13 protein-coding genes are annotated in these 16,888 nt (G+C 61.3%); 6 read left to right on the top strand and 7 right to left on the bottom strand.

What is annotated here, in order from left to right; all coding sequences use genetic code 11:
- Positions 1 to 130: 130 nt before the first annotated feature.
- From FBY36_RS09465 to FBY36_RS09455, 3 genes are all read left to right on the top strand, one after another.
- Complete coding sequence (locus FBY36_RS09465) at positions 131 to 754, top strand: DUF624 domain-containing protein (protein ID WP_160141884.1); 624 nt, start codon at positions 131 to 133, stop codon at positions 752 to 754.
- A 37-nt stretch (positions 755 to 791) separates the two neighbouring features.
- Entirely contained in the window at positions 792 to 1,817 is a 1,026-nt protein-coding gene (locus FBY36_RS09460; protein ID WP_142118838.1) for a LacI family DNA-binding transcriptional regulator, read from the top strand.
- A gap of 147 nt (positions 1,818 to 1,964) precedes the next feature.
- Entirely contained in the window at positions 1,965 to 2,531 is a 567-nt protein-coding gene (locus FBY36_RS09455) for a recombinase family protein (RefSeq protein WP_142118836.1), read from the top strand.
- Positions 2,532 to 2,722: 191 nt separating this feature from the next.
- Here the strand turns inward: FBY36_RS09455 and FBY36_RS09450 are convergent, their stop codons facing one another.
- The 7 genes from FBY36_RS09450 to FBY36_RS09420 form a co-directional block, all read right to left on the bottom strand.
- Positions 2,723 to 4,162 carry a NosD domain-containing protein gene (locus tag FBY36_RS09450; RefSeq protein WP_142118834.1) on the bottom strand — a complete coding sequence of 480 codons (1,440 nt, stop codon included), beginning with the start codon at positions 4,160 to 4,162 and terminating at the stop codon, positions 2,723 to 2,725.
- Between the two features lie 50 nt (positions 4,163 to 4,212).
- On the bottom strand, positions 4,213 to 5,163 hold the full coding sequence (locus FBY36_RS09445) for a carbohydrate kinase family protein (RefSeq protein ID WP_142118833.1): 951 nt from the start codon (positions 5,161 to 5,163) through the stop codon (positions 4,213 to 4,215).
- Positions 5,164 to 5,173: 10 nt separating this feature from the next.
- Positions 5,174 to 6,757 carry a glycoside hydrolase family 32 protein gene (locus FBY36_RS09440; protein ID WP_142118831.1) on the bottom strand — a complete coding sequence of 528 codons (1,584 nt, stop codon included), beginning with the start codon at positions 6,755 to 6,757 and terminating at the stop codon, positions 5,174 to 5,176.
- A gap of 37 nt (positions 6,758 to 6,794) precedes the next feature.
- Positions 6,795 to 7,838 (bottom strand): LacI family DNA-binding transcriptional regulator, encoded by a 1,044-nt coding sequence (locus FBY36_RS09435; protein WP_142118829.1) that lies wholly within the window; start codon positions 7,836 to 7,838, stop codon positions 6,795 to 6,797.
- Between the two features lie 274 nt (positions 7,839 to 8,112).
- A complete protein-coding gene (locus FBY36_RS09430; RefSeq protein WP_142118827.1) occupies positions 8,113 to 9,063 on the bottom strand; it encodes a carbohydrate ABC transporter permease in 951 nt (316 codons plus the stop codon).
- A complete protein-coding gene (locus FBY36_RS09425) occupies positions 9,063 to 9,950 on the bottom strand; it encodes a carbohydrate ABC transporter permease (protein WP_142118825.1) in 888 nt (295 codons plus the stop codon). Before FBY36_RS09425 ends, FBY36_RS09430 begins: the two co-directional genes overlap by 1 nt.
- Before the next feature lie 66 nt (positions 9,951 to 10,016).
- Positions 10,017 to 11,294 carry an ABC transporter substrate-binding protein gene (locus tag FBY36_RS09420; protein ID WP_142118823.1) on the bottom strand — a complete coding sequence of 426 codons (1,278 nt, stop codon included), beginning with the start codon at positions 11,292 to 11,294 and terminating at the stop codon, positions 10,017 to 10,019.
- Positions 11,295 to 11,854: 560 nt separating this feature from the next.
- Here FBY36_RS09420 and FBY36_RS09415 point away from each other — a divergent pair.
- The 3 genes from FBY36_RS09415 (at position 11,855) to FBY36_RS21135 (ending at position 16,538) form a co-directional block, all read left to right on the top strand.
- Positions 11,855 to 13,060 carry a NosD domain-containing protein gene (locus tag FBY36_RS09415; protein ID WP_142118821.1) on the top strand — a complete coding sequence of 402 codons (1,206 nt, stop codon included), beginning with the start codon at positions 11,855 to 11,857 and terminating at the stop codon, positions 13,058 to 13,060.
- Between the two features lie 99 nt (positions 13,061 to 13,159).
- Complete coding sequence (locus tag FBY36_RS09410) at positions 13,160 to 15,748, top strand: GH32 C-terminal domain-containing protein (protein WP_142118819.1); 2,589 nt, start codon at positions 13,160 to 13,162, stop codon at positions 15,746 to 15,748.
- A 523-nt stretch (positions 15,749 to 16,271) separates the two neighbouring features.
- A complete protein-coding gene (locus tag FBY36_RS21135) occupies positions 16,272 to 16,538 on the top strand; it encodes a recombinase family protein (protein WP_142118817.1) in 267 nt (88 codons plus the stop codon).
- The last annotated feature ends 350 nt before the right edge of the window (positions 16,539 to 16,888 follow it).

Here is a 16,888-nt window from a genome sequence, read left to right as displayed (position 1 = left end):
TCCGACAATGGATGGCGGGGTCAAACCAGTGTATGATATCGATATCAGCGATGCAAGTCACACTTTTGGGGATCGGCTCAAAGGGGTGGAGGCGTATCCTCAGCAACGAGGCCGCGGTAAGGAAAACGCAATGAACAAGGCAAAAGCACACTCCAAGGGAGCGGCCGTCGTAGCCGCCTTCGACGTCACTGGTGAAGCGCTGCTGCTGCAGCTGCTGTTTGTCGTGATCAGCGTTCCCCTCGTAACCATGTTGCCCGCGGCGGTGGCCCTCCAGCGTTCGTTCCACCAAGTCATTCTGGAAGACAAACCAGGTACTTTCCGACGCTTCATGAGTGAATTTTCCTGGGCGTGGAAGCGCCTTGCGCTAGCCGGCATCGCCACCGCATTCCTCGCGGTGGTGGCTGCATTTTCGATCCTGTTTTGGCTATCGACACCCGGAGCGCTCGGCACAGCAGCGCTGTGCGTCATCATCCCGCTGTGCGGTGCCGCCGCAGGCCTCTACCTTGCGCTGTTGGCAGCCGCCATGGAAGCAGACAATGAGACGAGTGGCCGAAACCTGTGGGAGGCAGCACTGCAGCTAGTCCTTCGCAGGCCCCTTCCCCTCGGCGGATGTGTAATCGGCCTGGCTACGTGGGGAGTACTTGCTCTCCGCCTGCCTACATTGATCCCCTTGGGCAGCGGCCTTGTGCCGGCCCTGCTGGCGTGGTTGCTCGTCAGGAGGCAAGTGCACGCAAAGACCCATATAGCCGGATAGTCTTCAAAGCAGCCGGCACACTACAACGAGGATTGAAATGACCATCGCCAACGATTCGCGCAAACCTGTCATCGCCGACGTGGCGCGTATGGCAGGCGTTTCCGTGCCGACAGTTTCCCGCGTCCTGACAGGAAATATCCCGGTAAGCCAAGGACTCAGGGAACGCGTCGAGGCCGCCATCAAAGAACTCGACTACCGGCCCAGTTCGGTCGCCCGGAACCTCCGAAGCGGCAAACACACGATGATCGCGATTTTCACCGCCAGCACCGCGTCCTACGGATATGCGAACACGCTCGCCGGCATTGAAGAAGCCGCCCAAGCCGCAGGCTACTCCGTCGTGATCTCAGCAGTGAAATCCGCCGAAGGACCCGACGTCAAAGCGGCCTTGGAGGCTGCTCTCCAACAGCAGCTCGCCGGCATCATTGTTTTGGACTTCGACCCGTCAGCCGCTGAAGTACTCAACCAACTCCCGACCACTATTCCGACCGTAGCCGCGTCCGGCTTTCCCGTCGGACAGCCCGGTTTCCCCTACGCATTCATCGACGAATACGCAGCCGGTCGCCAGGCAACGGAACACCTACTTCAACTCGGTCACCACACAGTGCACCACCTCGGCTTGTTTCCCCTCACCCAGTTCTCAGGACGCTACCAAGGGTGGCACGACGCACTCACCGATGCAGGCATCACTCCCCCACCAGTCCTGGAAGCAACCCGCGCACCCAGGTCCGGTTACGAGCAGGGCCTCCGCGTCGCTGAAGACCCGGAAATAACCGCAATCTTCTGCTCCAACGACGGACTCGCCGTCGCCGCACTACGCGCCCTCCACGAAAAAGGCGTCCGAGTCCCGGAAGAAGTATCCATCGTCGGCTGGGACAACCAGCCGTTCAGCGAATTCACTTGGCCCGCCCTCGCAACGGTGGCTCCTGACTTCAAGGATCTGGGCACAAGGACTTTTCAACTGCTTCAGCAGCGCCTCACTAGTCCGGACATCATCCCGGACTCGAAAGTCGGACCCACGCTCCTATTGAGGGAATCTACCGCGCGGCCAGCTGCTCGCGGCTAAGTTCTGAGTCTCCAAGCCGATCTGAAGCAACAGGGTCCGACTGTCCGCTGTCCTACATCCCAACCTGACAACACTGCAGTCAGGTCTTGACTTGCTTGTAGGACAAGCCTAGAACTCAACCTCACAGGCACTCGGTTGGAGGTTACGGTGGGCGGACAGCGGATCGGATACGTACGGGTAAGCACGCTGGAGCAGAATGAAAAGCGCCAGCTCGACGGCCAGGTTCTTGACCAGGTCTTCACGGACAAGGCCTCCGGCAGGGACACCGCCAGACCACAGCTCGCCGAGCTGCTGCGCTTCGCCCGTGACGGTGACACCGTGGTGGTGCACAGCATGGACCGGCTGGCCCGAAACCTTGATGACCTCCGTGCTCTCGTCCAAGGCCTCACCCGCAAAGGGGTACGCGTGGAGTTCGTGAAGGAAAGCCTGGTCTTCACCGGCGAGGACTCCCCCATGGCCAACTTGATGCTGTCCGTTATGGGTGCTTTCGCCGAGTTCGAGCGTTCCCTGATCAGGGAACGTCAGCGCGAGGGAATTGCCCTGGCGAAGCAGCGCGGGGCCTACAAGGGGCGGAAGAAGACCTTGACCGCCGAACGGGCCGCCGAGCTCGTGCATCGTGCTGAGAACGGTGTTCCAAAAGTCGTCCTCGCCCACGACTACGGCATCAGCCGCGAAACGGTTTACCAGTACCTGCGCCAGGCCAGAGCGATCTAGAACGCCTGGCAGACAGTCTCGCACAGGCTCTTATCGCAACGCCAAGACCGCAAGTTCCCTGCCTCGCCAGGCTGACAGAATCTTTATTATCGGCGTTTTATAATGCCTGGTTGAGGGACCCTTTACCCAGGTGATCGTCATCCCCCGGTGTGCGGGGAGCTGCCAACCTACCGGCCCGGCAGCTTGGCAACTCATCCCCTATTTCCCAGTTCGGTAGCCCGCGTTGAGGCGAGTGACGACTCGACGGATTGGCTGCGGCTTGCTTTGCTCGCGGATTCGAGCCGCCGACGGAATTCGGAACCTACCGTGGGTGTGGCCCTAATGGCGTTTATATCTCTGTCGGCCACAATCTGGGCATCGGTTCCGGAGTCAAGGATCGTATTCCGGGACGATTCGGGGTCGACCAGCACGGCTGTGACGGCGAGCCCGTCAGGCGCTCCGGTAGTCAAGAGGGCGTCCACCTGGGCTGCGTAGCAGGAGTCGCTTGCCTTGGGGTGAACGTCCATTGCCACCACGTGGTTGTTGGAGACGAAGTTGCCCACCCCCGTTTTCAGCCGGATGATGACAGGCGTTGCACCCGCAGGCCTGATGCTCTGCGCGTCGAGGACTTCGGAGAAGTGGTTGCCGATTACGGAATTGTTGCTGCCGCTGACGCTGAGGAGTCCGGTGACATCGTCCAGTCCGTTGTCGATGCCCAGAAACGGCGTCCAGGGCTCGTGGTCACGCAGGAAATGGTTGGTGGCCACGAGGTTTTCCGTACTGTTGTCCGCAAGGAGCACCATCCCGGGGTAGAACGAATGCAGGCGGTTGTTTGTGATGCTCGAACGCGTCACGCCCCTGAAATGGATGCTGCTCGCCCCGCGCGGGAAGATGTTGTTCGCGGTGATGAGGAGCCCGCCGTGGTTTTCGGCGTAGACCGAGTGGCCCTTAAAGCCTGCCCCCACCAGGTTGTCCGTGATTTTTGATGCCTGTCCCCAGCCGCGCAGTTCGATGCAGCTTCCGCACTCGGCGATGAAGTTGTGGTGGATGGAGAGCGCGTCGGCGTTGTAGATGGTGAGGGCGTTTTCCAGGTAGATAAAGCCCATGTCTGTGACGCGGAAGGAGTCGTTGGCGCTGGCTACGTAGATGCCGGTCCTGCCGTTGACGTAGGTGTTCTCCGGGTGCATGCCGGAGCCGTCCGGGGTGAAATGCAGCCCGTCGATGCAGAAGTTGGAGAACTCCACGGAGCTGATCCTCGGGTTCCCGCTCCGCTCGACGTAGAAGGCGGCCCCCTTGGCTTCGTCCCCTTCCGCGGCGGGAAGGTCCACGATGATGCGGCTTCCCCCGGGCCACAGCTCATGCAAGTCCGGCCATTCCTCTTCGGGAACGTTGTACCGGATGCTCGACGATGTGAACCCGTGCCCCGAGCCTTCGATCCGGAGGAAGCTGACATCAATGACCACCTGGGTGCGGAGGTGGTAGTCCCCCGGCGGGATGTAGATCACCGCGCCAGGCTTTCCGCCGTCGTCCACGTTTGTGGCGCTCTGCCGGTCCTTGATGTCGGCGATGATGCTGTTGAGGACCTCGCCTACGTCCTTGGCCGGATTGCCGACGGGCCAAGCCGTGACGTCGTAGTAGTTATTGCTCGGCATTGCTTCTTCCCTTGATGTTGTGGTTTCTCAGACTGATAACGCCGGAGCTTTTATGGGGCAACCGGTTCATGCTTCGGCAGGTCTTCCCGCAGTTCCTCCAGCGTTGGGGGCTGAGCGCCCGGGCGCCGGACGGTGATGGCGGCTGCTTTGGCTGCCATCCGGCCCAGCGATTCCATCACTGACGGTGCCAGACCGTCCGCTCCGCGCATGAGGAGTCCGTAGATCAGGGCGGACATATAGGAGTCCCCGGCCCCGATGGTGTCCGCCACGGCAGACTCGACGGCGGGAACGGCTACCTGCGCGGCGTGGGTTGTGAGGAGGGATCCTTCTGCTCCCATGGTGACGGCGACGAGCCCAGGCCCGAGTCCGAGGATGCGTGCCGCGATGTCTTCCAGGGTCAGTCGCGGATAGAGCCAGCGTGCGTCCTCGTCGCTGAGTTTGACCACCTCCGTGAGCGGGACGAGTTCTTCGAAGATGGTCTTCGCCTCGGCCTGGCTGCCGAGCAGTGCAGGGCGGATGTTCGGATCGTAGGTGACAACGCAGCGCTGATGGGCTTGCTCGAGCATCTCCTTCACCACGGCCGCTCCCGGCGCCAGGAAAGTGGCTATGGAGCCGGTGTGCAGGATTTTGGGCATGGTGGCGGGAGTAATCCGCGGGAAATCCCATCGGATGTCGAAGTCGTACTGTGCTGAACCGTCGGAGGCCAGGACCGCGGTTGCTGTAGCGGTTGCGCCAGGGCGCCGGGATCCGGGTAGCAGATGAACCCCGGCGCTGCGCAGGTGTTCGCCGACGGCGGCGGCATAGTGGTCGTCGCCGATCGAGGTCAGCAACCCGGTGGTCACGCCCAGGCGTCCTAGCCCGTAGGCAACGTTTGCAGGTGACCCGCCGGGGTGCTCCACACTGCCCTGGGGTGAGACCACGATGTCCACGAGGGCTTCACCTACAACGACTACGTCAGAGGCAGGCTGGAGGTCAGCGCCGGTTTGCTGGACTGATGGCATGTTGGACCTTTCAGCTGAGTGTTGAGACCGCGAGTTTGAGTACGGTTGCTGTGCCTCCCCCAGCCGTCAGCCAGTTTTCCTGGCTCCTGGCGGCGGGGAAGATGAGATCCGTTAGGACCACTTTGCCGTCCTGCGCGAACACCTCCACTGAGCAATGGTCGAGGACGATCTGCAGCTTGAGCACGCCGTCCTCAAGGACCAGCGGGGCTGATTCCACGGAGGCAAACTTCTCATGAAAGCCAGTGTTTCCTGACCGCCGACGGTCCAGCACCAGTTGGCCGGTGGTGGCGTTGTAGCTGAGCACGGTCCCCGTCGTTTCGTCAGGGTTACCGAACAGGTGGAAGGCCACATATTCGGCATTTCCGGGCCGTATTTCCGCCTCGATAACCTGGGCGCTGTCTGGTACAGCAGCAGGCAACCGGAAGGTCGAATCCCGCAGCTCAAACGTGCCGGATCGCAGCTGCTCGTGAGCCGCAGTCAGATCTTCTCCAGTGGTAAGGCCCGCTAGAGCAGGTTGCTGGACCAGGCGGGCGAAGCCGTTGAGTGCGGTGAGGCGCAGTTCGCGGGCGAGGGTCATCGAGGACCGCCAAGGGGCAGTGGGTAGCTCGTTGGCGTAGTCCCAGTTGTTCATCCAGCCGATGATGATGCGCCGCTCATCCGGGGCATCGCTGAAGGATACTGAGGCGTAGCAGTCGCGTCCCCAGTCCAGCCATAGGCACTGCTGCAGCGCCGCAGCGGCCGCGGCCGAATCACCGAGGGCGCTGACCCCGGCCGGCGCCGCGAGTGAACCGGCGTCGGGGACGAACCGGATGCCGTCGAACTCCCCGACAAAGTACTGCCCGCCGGAACCGCCCGCCACTGCGCCGGGGTTGACGTTCACAATGAGCACCCACTTGATGTTCTCGGGATCATCGTCCACCGCCAGGGGAAAGAGATCCGGACACTCCCATTCGCCGGCGTCGGCATTGGCCGGGCCGAAGTCGCTGAGAAAGTCCCAGGATTTAAGGTCCTCCGAACGGTAGAAGACCACCTTTTGGTGCTGGGCTTCGACGGCGACCATGATCCAGCAGGGGTCGTGTTTGCCTTCGTAGCGGAAGACTTTGGGATCGCGGAAGTGCGCGGAGTTTCTGGTGAGGACTGGGTTCCCGGCGTACTTTTCCCAGGTCATTCCTGCGTCTGTGCTGTAGGCCAGGGACTGGGCCTGCGTGCCGCTGTGTTCGGACCCGGCTTTGTAGGCACTGGTGTAAATGGCTACGAGGGCAGGTGCGTCCGCCGCGCCGAAACCGGATGTGTTGCCATGGTCAACGACGACACTGCCTGAGAAGATGTCCTCGGTCTCGTCGCAGGCAATGGCAACAGGGTGCTCCGTCCAGTGCAGCAAATCGCGGGAGGTGGCGTGGCCCCAGGACATGTTGCCCCAGACGTTGCCGTACGGGTTGTTCTGGAAGAAGAGATGGTACAGGCCGTCGTAGAAGACCAGTCCGTTGGGATCGTTCAGCCAAGTATCCCTTGCCGTGAAGTGGATGGCGGGCCGGAACCTGGAGGTTTCTTCCGGGGCTGTTTCCGGGCGTGCGGCATCAAGGCAGCTGGTCATGTCTGGTGTTCCTCGTGTAATGGAAGGGGCTGGCTGCTTATTGCCGGGGAGCCGTGATGGAATCGCGGCGCACCAGGGGGCAGCTCAGAATGGTCGGGTGAAGTGCCATGAGGGTAAGGTCTGTCTTCCCTTCGACGGCGTCAATCAGGTGCTCGGTCGCCCAAACACCCATCTCGTAATGAGGCAGGGCCACGGTGGTGAGACCCGGGTGAAGGTTGGCGGCAATCAGTTCCTGGTCATCAAAGCCGACGACTGAAAGGTCACCGGGGATGGATAGTCCCAACTCCGCAGCCGCGCGGTAGGCTCCCATGGCCATCCGGTCGTTGTAGCAGAACAAGCCCGTGGGTCGGTCCTCACGGTCCAGGATCCGCCGGGCTGCTTCATAGCCGCCTTGCACCTCGGAGACCTCGGACTCGACAGGTGCGGCGTCGCCGTCGAGCCCTGCTTGGGTCAGCGTGGCCCGGAAGGCCTGCAGCCGCTGACGGGTTGCGGGGACATCGTCGGTGTTGTTGAGGAATCCGATTCGGGTGTGGCCGGCGGCGAGCAGCGCACCGACGGCCGCGCGCGCGCCACCTTCCTCGTCGGGGATCACGGCTGTGATGTTTCCGCCTATGGCCGCCGAGTCGACCAGGACGGAGGGTACGCTGCGGAGGTTGGCCGGCAGCTCTACGTTGCGGTGGTACATGGTGGCGTAGAGGATTCCGTCAACCCGGCGTTCCAGGAGGGCCTCGACGTCGGCCTGCCGGGATTCGAGGCTTGCGGAGCCGGAGGTGTTGATGATCATGAGGTTGTACCCTCGTGCTTTGGCTGCCTCGTCAGCACCGAGGATGATCCGGCCCGCGTGGGGCGTCGTCGCAATGTCCTCGCTGACCAGACCCAGCATGCCGGTCCGCTGCGTGCGCAAGGCCTGGGCGAGGCGGTTCGGGCCGTAGCCGAGTTCCTCGGCGGCGGTCCTGACCTTGTCTCTGGTTCCGGGGCTGATTCGGGCATAGGAAACCTCGTTGAGCACGTGGGAGACAGTTGTCACGGAGACCCCGGCGGCGACGGCCACGTCCTTGATACCGATGTTCCTGTTGCTCATCTGTCTCCCACGTCCTTATGGTTGGTGATGCTCTTGAGGGGCCGAATTCTGCTCGTCACGGAGGCAGTGTTCAGGCCAGCGTCGAAGAAGCCGTTCCTCGACCGGAGGCATCTGTTCCCGGCGGGTGCTTTCCGGTCTCGTACCAGTAGGCTACCGAGGAATAGTCGTTGCCTTAGTGCCACGCCGTTGAGCGGGCTATCTGGCTGCCGAAATTCCATGCTTTCGCACCTTTCGACTTCCCGCGTGGGTTGTTGTTTGTTTCATTGTTGGTGGTCTAGCCCTTGACGGCGCCGAGCGTCATGCCTGCGACGATCTTGCGCTGCAAGAGAAGGGTGAGGAGGATGACCGGGATGGAGTACACGGCGGCCAGCGCCGTCATGGATCCCCAGTCCAGGCCGAATTGGGTCTGGAAGTTCGCGATGACCACGGGCGTTGTCTGGGAGCGGATCGCTGTCATCAGGAGTGCGAAGAGGAACTCGTTCCAGGAGGCCAGGAAGGCGAAGATCGCGGTGACGGCGATGCCTCCGGAGACCACCGGGATCACCACCCGCCACAGCGCGCCCAGCCTGCTGCAGCCATCCACAGTTGCTGCTTCCTCTAGGTCACCCGGAACCGCTTCGAAGAAGCTGGCCATTAGCCAGATGGAGAGCGGCAGCGAGATCGTGGTGTGGGCGATGGACAGCGCGATCGGAGTATCCGACAAGCCCATAGATGCCATCATCGAGGCCAGCGGGATGCCGATTGCCACGGGCGGCACCATGCGGGTGACGAGGGCGGCCATGATGAAGATCCGGCCGCTGAGGGTCTTGTACCGGGTGATGCCGTAGGCGGCCGGGACCGCCAGCACCAGCGAAAGCACGGTGCTGATAATGGCCGTTTGGACGCTGTTAATGAAGGAAGCCAGGACTCCGCTGCGGCCCAGTGCGTTGGTGTAGTTCTCCAGCGTCCATTCCCTGGGGAGGATGGTCGGGGGTACCGCGATGGTATCGATGGGGGTCTTGAAGGAGGTGAAGAGCAGGTACAGGAAGGGGAACCCGTAGAGCACCATCGCTGCGGCGAGGAGGATCCACAGCAGAGTCCTGGTGCTGCGCCGGCCGGCTTCGAGCCCTTCCCGGTTGACGCCGCGGCGCTTGCGCAGGGGGATGACGGCGGCCGGCGCTGAAGGTGCCGTGGCCGCCTTGGCCGGGGTCCCGCCGTCGTGCTCAATTCTTTCGGCGACGTGCATCAGTTGTCCTTTCCTGGCCGCCAGATGGTGGACACCGCGACGAACGCGACGGTGAGCATGGCCAGCAGGTAGAGGGTGCCCATGGCGCTTGCCAGCCCGGGGTCACCAAAGCGGATCATGGTCCTGTAAATCAGCAGGCTCATGGTTTCCGAGGCGGACTGCGGACCGCCATTGGTTTGGATGAGGATGGTGTCGAACGCCCGGGCTGCGTCAATGCCGCGGACCACCAGGGCCACGGCGATGACGGGCCGCAGGAGGGGCAGGATGATGCGAAACAGCAGGGCAGGCGCGCGTGCACCGTCCAGACGTGCGGCTTCTATCAGGTCCCCGGGGATGTTCTGCAGTCCTGCGAAGAGCACCAGGCACATGAACGACGTGGTCAGCCAGATGTCTGGGACGGCGACGGAGTAGAGCACGATGTTTGGATCGGAGAGCCAGCCGATCTGGTTGGGGTTGGACAAAATGCCGGCCTGGTGCAGGAGAGTCCCGATGAGGCCGAAGTTATCAATCATCAGGAATTTCCAGAGGAGGCCTGCCACGATGGGGGCGATCATCAGCGGGTACATGAACACGGTCCGCCAGATTTGGGAGCTGCGCCCGAGGGTGGTGAACAGCAGCGCCATGCCCAGGCCCAGGGCGAATTCGAGGGTGACCACGACCAGGGTGTAGGCCAGGGTCCGCCAGCCCGCGCCCATGAAGGCGTCGGAGGCGAAAGCGCGGAAGTAGTTATCCAGGCCCACGAAGTCGCGGGGGCCGCCAGCGATCGGCGAGATCTTAAAGAAGCTGTCCGCGACGAGGCGGAACAGGGGGAAGGCGACAAACACTGCCAGGAACAGCGCCGCTGGTGTCATTAGGAACAATGCGAAGCGGCGATCGGAGATACGCACGGTTTTCTCTTCCACTGGTCGGGACCGCGGCCGGCACCGGTGAATCAGGTGCCGGCCGCGGTGGTCTTACTTGAGGAGGTCCTCGATCTGCTTCTTGGCGTCGGCAAGGAGGGTGGTGGAGTCACCGCCGGCTACGGCCTTCTGCAGCATCGGGACCAGGACGGTGTCTACGATCTGCTGCCACTTCTCGGTGGCCGGGCGGGTGGCGGTGGCCTTGCCGTTAAGGGTTTCGATCAGGGGTCCGAAGCTTTCGTAGCCTGCCTTGTCCTGGTACTTCTCGAACGCGGAGATACGGGAAGCCAGGCCCAGGCTGGATTCGATGCCCTTGTCGTTGTAGTCGTAGGCGCACTTGACGAACTTCTTAGCCGCTTCGGTGTTCTTCGTGGCCTTCGGGACCGTAAGGTACCAGGGGCCGGGAACGGCGCCGACGCCGGCACTTCCGCCTATCATGGGAGCGGTTCCGACCTTGCCGGCTACCGCGGAGTCCGTGGGGATCTGGCGGTAGGCGTGGGCCCAGAAGCGGGTCATGGCCGTCTTTCCCTGGTTGAACAGGTTTTGAGCGGCGGCCCAATCCACCTGTGCTGCGCCTGAGGGCGCTGACTTGACGAGGCTGACGTAGAAATCGAGTGCTTCCTTGTGGGCGGCGTTGTCGATGACCACCTTGTCGCCGTCCAGGACCATGGGCGAGCCGGCCTGCAGGACGTGGGCGAGCCATTCGGTTTCGACGCCGCCCTTGACGTCCGTGCCGTACATTCCGTCCTTGGTGAAGAACTCGGAGATGTCCTGGTACTGCTTCCAGGTGGTGGGGGCAGCCAGCTCGTAGCCGTACTTGGCTTTGAAGTCTGCCTTGTTCTTGGCGTCCTCGAACAGGTCCTTGCGGTACAGGATGATCTCGGCGTTTGTCCACGCGGGCATGCCGATGAAGTGCCCATCCACATTGGCTTCCTTAACCAGGGCCGGGAAGATGTCTTTCTTGGCCTCGTCCGTGAAGAGTTCGTCGATGGGCTGGACGGCGTCCTTGAAGCTGGGCAGCCAGACCGAATCCAGGGCGGCGACGTCGAAGGAGACATTGCCGGAGGAAAATTCGCTGGAGAGCCGGTTGAACATGCCGTCATAGGGCAGTTCGACGAAGTTCACGTCAACGCCGGCGTCCTTCTTGCACTGTTCTGCGACCCCGGTAAGCTCGGCGTGGCCGCCGGCCTCTACCAGGACGTTGACGGGGCTGGTGCCGGCGCTTCCCGACGTGGTCGCCGGGCCCCCTGCGCCGCACGCCGAGGCGCCCAGGGCGACGGCGGTGCAGATGCCGCCGATGGCGAGCCTGTTGATGATTTTACGAGTGGACATCGCTGTCGACTCACTTTCTCTCGAACGGAAGTGGTGAGAATGATATGGGGCGAAAAACCGTTTTGCTAAAACGACTTGGCACCCAACATAGGACCCCATGCGCAGGGTGTCAAGCGTCACATCATGTTTCATCCAGGCTCTTGACGACTGGCAATGAGAGGCCCTAACGTGAATGCGCGGCCACGAAAAACCGTTTTGGCATTTTGGCAGATTTCACTACTTTGCGCAAGCTTCCACACGCAATCTCGCGGCCCAGGTCTTCCCACCGAACTCAAACGAAGGAGTTTCACGTGCAATCCCACCCCTACAATCCCGATCGGAGAACTGTGCTTCGAGCGGGATCGGCTTCCTTGGCTGCAATGGTCGTGGCCCTGTTCGCGGCCAGCCATGCTGCCGCAACAGGAACCAGCCAGGCCGAGTCAGGTAAAGAGTCCTTCCCAGGGCAAGGCTCTCCTGAGCTGCCGGGCCACCGGCACCTTATCGGGGTGCTTTAGCCCTCTTCACCCGCTTAAAGTCCCCAACCGGCTACGAATTCCCCCAACGAAGTAGGAGCATCAGCTTTGACATCTGTTTATGACGTCACCACCTGGTCCGTTCCAGGAAACCCCTCAGCCACCCCCTACAACGACATCGGGCTCATCATCAACAGCATCATCGCCGATGTGAAGTCTCAACAAACCAGCCAAGCCTCAAAACCAGGCGCCGTCGTCTACATCCCGCCGGGCGACTATTCACTCAAGACCCGTGTGAATGTGGATATCAGCTTCCTGACCATACGCGGCTCCGGGCATGGATTCACTTCCAGCAGCATCCGATACAACGCAGGCAACACCTCCAGCTGGCATGAGATCAACCCCGGCGGCAGCCGCATCCGCGTAGAAAACACGGACGGCAATACCGACGCATTCCGCGTTTTCCGCACCGGAGACCCCAGGCTAAGCTCCATCATCTTCCAAAACTTCTGCCTCGATGGCGTGTCCTTTAACTCCAACCAAAACTCATATGTGAACGGAAAAACAGGCATCCGCTTTGATTCCGCCAACGACTCCTGCCGCATCGAAGGCATGGGCATGGTCTACCTCGAACACGGCCTCGTTGTGCGGGACACGGACGCCCTGAGCGTGAGCGGCAATTTCCTGGCCGAGTGCGGAAGCTGCATAGAACTGACAGGGTCCGGGCAAGCCTCAAAAGTCACGGACAACCTCATCGGCGCCGGCTACGTTGGCTTCTCGATCTTCGCGGAAGGTCACATGGGCCTGCTTGTAGCCGCCAACAACGTGTTCCCCCGGGGCAAGAGCAGCGTCCACTTCAAAAACTGCACCCGTTCATCCATCACCGCCAACCGGTTCCATGCCTTCTACCCGGGCATGGTGAATTTTGAAGACAGCTGCACCGAAAACCTGCTTGGCTCCAACCACTTCCTCCGGCAAATGGAACCGTTCGACCCCCTCAAGCCCTACAACAACGGACTGGACGACCTCTTTGGACTCGTTCACATCGTGGGCAGCGCCAACACAGTCACCGGAAACCACTTCTCCTACGACGTACCCTCGGCCTCAGTGAAGCCGCAGGGCCAAAAGCCCACCATCGTCCTGGTCGCCTCGGGTGCGAACAACTACATCGCAGTCAACAACACGGTCGCCTCCGTGCCCGTGAACACCGTGGTACTTGACGGCTCTACAACCGGAACCAAAATCCTGGACAGCGGCACATCGGCCGAGTTTGTCCAGTACACCAGCTCCTACTCGTTCCGGGCCACGCCCTAATCCACCGTTCTGCGCTCCTTCCGCCCACGCACGTGAAACGACAGTTGGCCCGAGGGAGCATCCGCGGCTCCAACGAATGCAGTCGAAGGACATGAATCAATGAGGATCACTCGTACAAGGAAGCGGTGGGCCACAGTGATGGCAGTGGTGTTGGCTGCCTCGGCCCTCACCATGGCGCACGCCCCCGCCCACGCCAGCGACCCGGACCCGGCCACCCAGCAATACCGGCCATACCTGCATTACACGCCCCAAAAGAACTGGATGAACGACCCCAACGGGCTCGTTTACCACAAAGGCGTTTATCACATGTATTACCAGTACAACCCCACCGGAACGACTTGGGGGAACATGAGTTGGGGGCATGCCACGTCAACTGACCTGCTCCACTGGCAGGAAAAGCCGGTGGCGATCCCCCAAACATTAAACAGCTCCGGGCAGTCCGTGGAGGACATCTTTTCCGGTTCCGTTGTTGTAGACGCGCAAAACACCAGCGGCTTCGGGACTCTTCAGAATCCGCCCCTGGTTGCCGTTTACACAAGTAACTTCACTGGCGGCCATCCGACGTTTCCCGGCAAGCAGGCCCAGTCCCTCGCTTACAGCACCGACGACGGTCAGACCTGGACTAAATACACCGGAAACCCCGTCCTGAACAGGAACACCAGCGATTTCCGTGACCCCAAGGTGTTCTGGTACCAGGGACCAGCCGGGTCCTATTGGGTGATGTCCGCCGTGGAAGCCAACGAACACCGGGTTCTCTTCTACAAGAGCAACGACCTCAAAAACTGGGATTATCTGGATGACTTCAAGCCCGCTAATGCAACGGGCGGGCAATGGGAATGCCCGGATCTGTTCCCCCTCGCCGTGGACGGGGACCCTAACAACATCAAATGGGTGCTCGTGGTGAACATCAATCCGGGAGCGGTCGCTGGGGGAAGCGGCGGACAATACTTTGTCGGTTCCTTCAATGGCACAACCTTCACCTCCGAAACCACCGACGCCGCTGACGTGCCACCACCCGGCACCCCGGTCGCAGGCTTCAACGCAGGCAGCTACAGCGGCTGGAACGTGCAGAACGATCCTTCCAACGCATCCGCGCCCTGGGGCAGCTCCCCTGCCACCGGCACCCTGGCCGGACAGCAGGAAGTCACCGGGTTCATTGGGGCCGGCCTGGTTAACGGGTTCCATGCCGGCGACTCCCCCGTAGGCGCGATGGAATCGGCGACGTTCACTGTGCCCAAGGACTACATCAATTTCCTGACCGGCGGTGGAAATCACCCGCAAAAGCCCGGCGAGCAATCAGGCAACCAAGCCCCTCCGGGATACCTGCTGTTCGACGGATTCGACTATCCCGGAACACTTACAAACGCCGGATGGCAACTTACCGGTGACTTCGAGGCAGCCAGAAACCCCTCAACCGCAGGCGGTGAATTCGCCATCGGAAAACGCATCAACACCTTTGAGGGCGGCGCAAAGGCAGATAACAACGTCGGAACCATCACATCACCAGAGTTCTACCTGACCAATAACAACATCGCCTTCCTATTAGGCGGCGGCAACCGGCCCGACGGGCAGCTCCAAGTGGAACTGCTCGTCAACGGAGTCCCAGTGCGTACCACCACCGGAACAAATTCAGGTGACCTGAACTGGAAAAACTGGGATGTATCGCAGTACTTCGGTCAAGTTGCCCGCATTCGAATCGTAGACAACGCCACGGGGCCGTGGGGCCACCTCACCTTGGACAACATGGTGCTGGGCTCGGAGCCGGCTAAACCCAGGAGCAGTGAAACCACCGTGAACCTCGTGGTCAACGGGCAGACGGTCCGCACCGCGACTGGCTCCGATTCGGAACACCTGGACTGGAAGAGTTGGGATGTAAGCGAGTTCCAGGGCAGCCAGGCGGCCATCAGGATCGTGGACAACAACCGCGGAGACTGGGGGCACATTCTGGCTGACGAGTTCGTCGCATCCGACATCACGCGGCAGGAACAGCACGACTGGCTGGACTGGGGCAGGGACTACTACGCCACTGTCTCCTTCAACAACGCCCCGGACGGCAAACGGATCATGCTGGGCTGGATGAACAACTGGGATTACGGACAGGCCACACCCACCACCACCTGGCGCGGCACCATGGCCCTGCCCAGGGAAGTGCTCCTCACCCAAACCCCGCAAGGGCCACGGCTCACACAGAAAGTGGTAGCTCAGGCAAACACGCTGAAGAACACTGCCGCGGCATACGCCACAACCCAGGCCCAGGACATCCAGCCGGGCACAAGCAGTCTGCCCATCTCTGGAGATGTCGTTCAAATTGATGCTGAGTTCTCCCCCGGAACCGCGTCCTCCTTCGGCCTGAAGGTACTGGGCAACGGAACTGAAGCAACGCGTATCGGCTACAAAAGTGAGAGCGGACGTGTGTTCATCGACAGGACAAACTCCGGAAATGAAGGCTTTCATCCGGCTTTTGCTTCGGTCGATGACGTCCCCGTGCAGCTCATCAACGACCGACTGCTCCTCCGGCTGTTTATCGACAGGGCGTCCGTCGAAGTTTTTGCCCAAAACGGCCTCGCAACTCTGACCGACCAAGTATTTCCAGCCGCAGGAGCAGATGACCTGTCCGTCTTTTCGGAAGGTGGAACGGCAAGACTCGAGAATCTCACGGTAACGCCCCTTAACAAGGCCATGTGGTGACCCGAGACCACTGACAGTCATCAGCGACGTTACTAAGGGACAGGTCCCCCGTACTCACAAAACGAAACGGGGGATCTGTCCCTGCCCGCGTTGACCCGTTCTCTTCAGGAGGTTTGCCTAGTTCAGCCTGACAAAAGTCAGGCATCCGGCACGCCTTAGGCGACAAGTGCCGGTACGGGGTCTGGCGAGTGCAGGCGAATTCGTTGCAGAAATCGCTGATCCTGACTCACTACTACCCATGAGGCAAACGAAATTCGAAGATTTCCCACGGAACTCGTAGGGCCACCGCGGGAGCCGCGAACCCCCGCGAGGCCGACGTAGTGCGTAGGTGATTCTTGGTCGGACGCGGCGATCTCAGCGAACTCCGAAGAGGAGCTTTCCCTACGAGGGAGCCTCATTCAGGGGCAGTGCCACGTATCCATTTTTTGGTTGAAGTACACCCCACCCTGACTAAGGGGTGCCCGTAAGGCTCGATATTCTTCTGGCACGGGCCTAAAACTCAGCGACAGGATGAGGGTTTGAGGTGCCGGTGCATGGACGGCGCGCTGAGTGTGCACGTGAGCACGCTGGACCAGAGAGGAAAAGGGGCCAGCCCGAACGCCAGGTTCTGGACTGGGCCTTCACGGACGAGTCCTCCGGCACGGAAACCGACAGGCCACAACTGACGGAACGGCTGCGGTTCGCCCGCGCTGAGAACACCGTCGTACTCCACACCATGGACTGCCTCGCCCGCAACCTCGATGGCTTAGGTACTCTCGCTGAGGGCCTGAGACGCAAGGCGTGCTTGTGAAGTCGTGAAGGAGAGCCTGGTCTTTAACCGTGGGCACTTCCCCATGGCCAACCTCATGTTCCTTCATGGGTGTCATTGCTGAATCTGAACGCTCCCTCATCAGCACGCCATAGGGAGGGCATCGCTGGACGAGCAGCGCGGGCCTGCCAAAGGCGGAAAAGACCTCACACCCCGAACGTGCTGCCGTCGAACCCGCGGGAGGCGCAACTGACCAGCTCTGGGGCTGTACTGGGAGTACAGTCGACGGCCCCTTCCCTCATCGGACCCAAGCACCGGGACGACTGTAGTTCGTCCTGCGAATTAGGAGAAGCCGACGCTATTGACGTGTGGGTGCAGTCACACCTATGGTT

The sequence above is a fragment of the Arthrobacter sp. SLBN-122 genome (assembly GCF_006715165.1).
In the GTDB taxonomy this organism is placed as follows: Bacteria; Actinomycetota; Actinomycetes; order Actinomycetales; family Micrococcaceae; genus Arthrobacter.
The sequence above is the reverse complement of the archived record's forward strand: the minus strand, read 5'-3'. Positions and strand labels throughout refer to the sequence as shown.